Source organism: Bacillota bacterium (genome assembly GCA_040754675.1).
GTDB lineage: Bacteria > Bacillota > Limnochordia > Limnochordales > Geochordaceae > Geochorda.
On sequence record JBFMCJ010000267.1, the window covers coordinates 1 to 5,627 of the forward strand.

Genomic DNA, 5,627 nt, shown 5'->3' on the forward strand with positions numbered 1-5,627 from the left:
TGCCCTGGCTTTCCATCCCGCGGAGGCTGCGAGGCCCGCGCCTGCCAGGGCGAGGGCCACCAGAAGAGAGAGGCCCCGGCAGGAAAAACGCACCATGGTTCGCATGGTGGAAGGGTTCCGCCCCTGGCGGGCGCTTCCTGCCCTGGTGGGGGGCAGCGGGCGTGGTTCTCTTGTTGGGCGTCGCTTTGGCACCGTACAATGTCGGTGAGAGGAGCGCGATGTCCCGGTGGCGGCGCGGCGGCTGTTCACGGTAGCAGAAGCCAATGCGATGCTGCCCTACCTGACCGAAGCCATGACCGAACTTCAGAGGCTGTACCGGGAGAGCAAGGCCGCTCACCGTGAAGTGCAGCTGTGCGAGGCCGTGGGCCGCGGCCCCGAGGGCGCCTGGATCATGGCCGTGGACCACGAGCAGGCGAGCCGCCGATTGGAGCAGGCCGTGGACCGCATGAAGAGCCTCATCGAAGAGGTGCACTCATACGGCTGCCAGATCAAGCACCTCGAGGTGGGGCTGGTAGACTTCCCGGCCCGCCTGTTCGGGCAGGACGTGCTGTTTTGCTGGAAGCTCGGTGAGAGTTCCGTGCAGTACTACCACGGCCCGTCGGACGGGTACGCGGGCCGCCGGCGCATCCCCTCGGACGTGCTCAAGAGGTCGCTCCGCTCCCGCAAGCCCAGGCCGTCCCCCTGACCCGCGCGAGCAGCCTGATCGGTCCCCCGGGGCCTCGCCCGCAGCGAGGGGCCGCGCTGCGCCCTGGCGTCATGCCCGCGCCATGTGGACGGGATGGCCCACGGCCGCACAAGCCGCCTCGGCGACGGCCTCGGACAGCGTCGGGTGAGCGTGGATGGCCTCGGCCAGCTCGCCCGCCGTCGCCCCGAAGCGCATGGCCAGCACGCCTTCGTGCACCAGTTCGACAGCGCCCCGGCCGATGATGTGGAGCCCCACCACTTCGCCCTCGTCCGGGGGCTCTGCCCGCACCAGGATTTTGACGGCGCCCTCGGGCTCCATCTCGACGTGGGCGCGGCCCAGGGCGCCGTATGAGAACCGCCCGACCTTCACAGCGATTCCCGCCGCCTGAGCCTGTTGCTCCGTCATCCCCACCCATGCCACCTCCGGCAGCGTGAAGACCGCCGCCGGCACGGGCGAGGTGCCCCACGGACGCACCGGCCGCCCGGCCGCGTGCTCCGCGGCAATGAGCCCCTGCGCCGAGGCCGCGTGCGCGAGGAGCGAGAGCCCGTTCAGGTCACCGACGGCGTAGATGCCCGGCCGGGTCGTCTGCATGTAGGCGTCCACCTTGATGCTGCCCCGGGTGGCCTCGATGCCCAGTTGGTCCGGCTGGAAACCCGAGAACGCCGCCCGCCGCCCCACCGCGACGAGCACCACTTCCCCCTCGGCGTACGAGACCTGGTTTGCGCTGTCGGTGAAGCGCACCCGCTTCAGCGGGCCGAACGGCCCTTCCGGGCCCGCCGCCTCGATGGCCTCTACCCGCGCGCCCGTGTGAACCGCGATGCCCGCCCGCCGGAAGTTCATCGCCAGCCTGCGGGATATCTCCGCGTCGGCCACGGGCAGAATCGCCGGCAGCAGTTCTACGACCGTGACCTGCACGCCGAACGCCCGGAAGATGCTGGCGAACTCCGACCCGACGATGCCGCCCCCGATGACCACCAGGCTGGAAGGCAGCGTCTCCATGGCCAGCAGGCCGTCGCTGTCGACAACGCCCGGGAGGTCGCTGCCCGGGACGGGGAGCCGCACGGCCTGCGACCCGGTCGCCAGGATCACCCGGCGGGCCGAAAGCTCCACCGGCCTGCCGCCTGCAGCGCCCGGCGCCACCTCCACGATCCCGTCCGGCCGCAGCCGGCCTTCTCCGGCGACGACCTGCACCTTGTTGGCGCGCATGAGCTGCTCGACGCCGCGCACCAGGGTGTCCACGACCTCCTGGCGGCGGCGCACCACCTGCTCGAAGTTGAGGCGGACCTCCCCCACCTCGACGCCGAACCGGTCCGCCTTCTTTGCCAGGGCCAGCGCCTCCGCGCTCTTGACCATGGCCTTGGTGGGGATGCAGCCGCGGTTGAGGCACAGGCCCCCCAGCCGGCCCTTCTCCACCAGCGCCACCCGAAGCCCCAGCTGGGCGGCGCGGATGGCCGCCACGTACCCGCCGGGCCCCGCCCCGATGATGACGAGGTCCAACGCCTGCCGCTGTTCAGAAACGCTGCCCTGGCGGTCCTCCATGTGCTGCCGCACCTCCTACTGCCCGCGCAGGTCGCGCAGGTGCCCGGACGGCCACGCCACAATTCTTGCCGCCTGCCGCCGTTCCTGCCGCTTCCAGCGCACGCTCACGCGGTAGGGCCGGGCTTCCAGGGCACGTCTTCGGTGCCCTCACGGCGGTTGGCCGCCCGGGCCATGACGAAGAGCAGGTCCGAGAGGCGGTTGAGAAAGGCGATGGCCTCGGGCCGCACCGGCTCTGCGGCCGCCAGCGCCACCACGCGGCGTTCGGCGCGGCGGGCGACGGTGCGAGCGGCATGCAGCGTGGCGGCGGCTTCGGTTCCCGCGGGCAGCACGAAGTGCACGAGCGGCGGAAGTTCGCCGTCGAGCCGGTCGATCTCGTGCTCCAGCCACGCGATGGTGCTGGCTTCAATGCGGGGAACCGGCGCAGGGTGGGCCTGGCCCGGCTCGACGGCCAGTTCGGCGCCCAGTTCGAACAGCCTCCGCTGGAGCGCCTCCAGCAGCGCCGACAGCGCGGCCAGGGCCGGCACGCCCTGACAGCGGGCTCGTGCCAGCCCCAGCCACGCGTTCAGCTCGTCGACGGCACCACACGCTTCGATGCGGGGGTGGTCCTTGCGGACCCGGCCGGGGCCCAGAAGCCCCGTCTCACCGGAATCGCCCGTGCGCGTGTAAACGCGCCGCCGCTCGCTCATCGCCCCCGCGCCACCTGGCCGTACCGGCCCAGCACCATGGCGACGGTCAGGGTGCGGTCGCCGCGCTGCACCTGAAGCTGAAGCCGCTCGCCGGGCGACCGGCGGGCCAGGCGGCGCCGCAGGCTCTCGTAGCCCTCCACCGGCTCGCCGTCAACGGCCAGGATCACGTCCATCGGCGCAAGCCCGGCGCGCTCCGCAGGGCTTCCGGGCACGACCTGCAGCACCAGCACGCCCAGGCGCCCGCCTGCCCCGTCCTTGCCGGCCGGCAGCTCCACCCACTGGCTGACCGCCTGGATGCCGAGCCAGCCCGCGCTCACCTGGCCCGTGCGGCCGTAGCGCGCCAGCAGGTCGCGGACCGCGGCCGCCGGGACGGCGAACCCGATACCCTGAGCCCCCATGATGACGGCGGTGTTGATGCCGACCACCCGGCCCTGTGCGTCCACCAGGGGGCCGCCCGAGTTGCCCGGGTTGATGGAGGCGTCGGTCTGGATGAGGTTCTCCATGACGCCGTTTGGCGTTCGCAGCGTGCGCCCGGTGGCGCTCACCACGCCAGCCGTCACCGTCGCCTCGAGGCCCAGCGGGTTGCCGATGGCGATGACGAGCTGCCCCACCTCCAGCGCCTCCGAGTCGCCGAGCGCGGCGGAGGGCAGGCCGCTTCCCGACAGCCGCAGCAGCGCCAGGTCGTGTGCGGGGTCCTCCCCCAGCACCCTGGCTTCAATCGTCCGCCCGTCCTGCAGCGTGGCAAACAGCCGCGCCGCGCCCGCCACCACGTGGTAGTTGGTCACGGCAAGCCCCGACGGATCCAGGATGACGCCCGAGCCGATGCCCTCCCGGCGGGAAGGCCAGATCCCGTAAAACGGCACAGCCTCGCTGCGCGTCGAAATCCGCACGACTGCCGGGCCGGCCGCCTTGACGGCGCGGGTGACCGCCCGGGAAAAGGCGTCCATCACGTTGTCCTCTGCCATGGTATATCCGCCTCCTCGGGACCGGGGCAGCCGTCCAGCCGCCTGCCAGGCGGCTGAGCACCCGGCCCAGCCGTTTGACCTTATTTGACCTTTCGGCGGCATTATAATGGGCGCTGCGCTCGAGGTCAATTGACCCGGCCCCGAGAAGCCCGACCAGGAAGTATCCGGAGCTTTGGTGAACTCCCGGGACGTTTGCAGCAAGGCCCGCGGGATTCGTGAACGCGCTTCGACACGGGCATGCTTTAGTGCGCGGACCAGGATGGGAGCAGAGAAGCACATGAAAACTGAGCTTCTGTTCATCGTCAACCCGGTGGCCGGCCATGGCCGCAGCTTGCGCATCTTCAACCGGCTCCAGGCGGTCCTGGACAGGGTGGCGAGCCTGCGCTCCGTCGTCTGGACCACGCAGGGCCCCGGCCACGCCCGGGAGCTGGCCGAGCGGGCCGGCCTCGAGGGATACGAGCGGGTCGTGGCGGTCGGCGGCGACGGAACGGTTCACGAGGCCATCAACGGGCTCATGGGCCTCAAGCCGGAGCTGCGCCAGCGCGTCGCTTTCGGCGTCGTGCCGGCAGGATCGGGCAATGACTTCTCGCGAAACCTGGGCGTTCCCACCGACGCGGGGGCGCTCGCCACGGTGCTGGCAAGTGGCGTTGCCTCGCCGGTTGACGTCGGGAGCGTCAACGGCCACTACTTCGCGAACGTGGCGGGCGTCGGCTTTGACGCGGAGGTCGCGGCGCTGGCCAACCGGATACCGAAGTACGTGCCGGGCACCCTGACGTACGTGATTTGCGCGCTGGCCCAGCTGGCGCTGTACAAGAACGCCGCGGTTCGCCTTTACCTGGACGGCAAGCTCATTGAGCGGCGGATCCTCCTGGTGGCGGTGGGCAACGGCGCACACTACGGGGGCGGGATGATGATCTGCCCCGGCGCGCGGATGAACGACGGCAAGTTCCGGGTGGTCGTGGCCGGCGACCTGTCCCGCGCGGGCGTCCTGCGAACGCTTCCCCAGGTTTACTCGGGACGCCACCTGCACAACCCTCTGGTGGAGGTGTACGACGCGCAGGAGGTGCGCGTCGAGGCCGAACGCCCGCTCACCGTCCAGGCCGACGGGGAGATCGTGGCCACCTCTCCCACCACGATCCAGCTCATCCCCATGGCCCTCAGGGTGATCGGGTTTGCAGCACCCGAGGTGCCCGAGCCGTCACACCTCGGCACCCCGAGCCTGGCGGCCGCCGGCGAGCCGGCCGGCGAGGACCGCCCGCCGCAGGGACTGGATGCGGGTACGGTGGGCGAGAGCCCGGTCAGACAGGACGGCCGGCTGCAGGATGGTTCGCGCCGGGCCGGGACGGCTTGAGAGAAGGGCCTGAGGTCGCCTCGAACTGGCTGATCGGCGCCATCCTGCTCGGCCTCATCGTTCAGGTGGGGATGTGTCTCGCCCCCGTGCGGGTCACCCTCCGGTGGAAGGCGCACATCACGGGGCGCGGCTACCTGCTCGCGCTCGCCCGGGTGAGCTATCTTCCGCTGCATGCCACCCTGCGAGCTTGCCTGCGGGGCAGCCTCCTGGGCGGGCAAGGCCGTACCCCGCTCACCCTTGCGGGCCGGGTGCGGACGCAACTGGCGCTCGGGCCCTTCAGAGCCACGCCCGGCGTTCTCCAGAGACGCCTTGGCCTTTCGTGGCCCGGCACCTCACGCCTGCGGCCCCGCGCTCCCGCCGGCCGGCGAGGCGCCCCGCCCGCCCGTCCTGCCGGTCGCGCC

Annotated in this window: 6 protein-coding genes; 3 read left to right on the forward strand and 3 right to left on the reverse strand. The window is 71.6% G+C overall.

Going from position 1 to position 5,627, the window contains the following annotated elements; translation table 11 throughout:
• The first annotated feature begins 226 nt into the window (after positions 1-226).
• Positions 227-685: a DUF2203 domain-containing protein gene (locus AB1609_14480; GenBank protein MEW6047665.1), complete on the forward strand. Its 459-nt coding sequence runs from the start codon at positions 227-229 to the stop codon at positions 683-685.
• Between the two features lie 69 nt (positions 686-754).
• Here the strand turns inward: AB1609_14480 and lpdA are convergent, their stop codons facing one another.
• The 3 genes from lpdA to AB1609_14495 form a co-directional block, all read right to left on the reverse strand.
• Positions 755-2,224, reverse strand: coding sequence for a dihydrolipoyl dehydrogenase (gene lpdA / locus AB1609_14485; protein MEW6047666.1), 1,470 nt, complete (start codon positions 2,222-2,224; stop codon positions 755-757).
• Positions 2,225-2,328: 104 nt separating this feature from the next.
• Positions 2,329-2,910, reverse strand: a complete 582-nt coding sequence (locus AB1609_14490; protein ID MEW6047667.1) for a cob(I)yrinic acid a,c-diamide adenosyltransferase — start codon at positions 2,908-2,910, stop codon at positions 2,329-2,331.
• The gene (locus tag AB1609_14495; protein MEW6047668.1) at positions 2,907-3,875 is read right to left on the reverse strand and encodes a trypsin-like peptidase domain-containing protein; all 969 of its coding nucleotides are present in this window, start codon (positions 3,873-3,875) and stop codon (positions 2,907-2,909) included. Before AB1609_14495 ends, AB1609_14490 begins: the two co-directional genes overlap by 4 nt.
• Before the next feature lie 277 nt (positions 3,876-4,152).
• Between AB1609_14495 and AB1609_14500 the strand changes: the two genes are divergently transcribed.
• Entirely contained in the window at positions 4,153-5,226 is a 1,074-nt protein-coding gene (locus AB1609_14500) for a diacylglycerol kinase family protein (GenBank protein MEW6047669.1), read from the forward strand.
• On the forward strand, positions 5,223-5,627 hold a 405-nt coding region (locus AB1609_14505), incomplete at its 3' end, for a hypothetical protein (protein ID MEW6047670.1). The genes AB1609_14500 and AB1609_14505, both read left to right, overlap by 4 nt.

Bases quoted from the DNA above. Each gene is read 5' to 3' on its own strand.
- lpdA (MEW6047666.1), bottom strand. From the start codon at position 2,224: ATGGAGGACCGCCAGGGCAGCGTTTCTGAACAGCGGCAGGCGTTGGAC.
- AB1609_14490 (MEW6047667.1), bottom strand. From the start codon at position 2,910: ATGAGCGAGCGGCGGCGCGTTTACACGCGCACGGGCGATTCCGGTGAG.
- AB1609_14495 (MEW6047668.1), bottom strand. From the start codon at position 3,875: ATGGCAGAGGACAACGTGATGGACGCCTTTTCCCGGGCGGTCACCCGC.
- AB1609_14500 (MEW6047669.1), top strand. From the start codon at position 4,153: ATGAAAACTGAGCTTCTGTTCATCGTCAACCCGGTGGCCGGCCATGGC.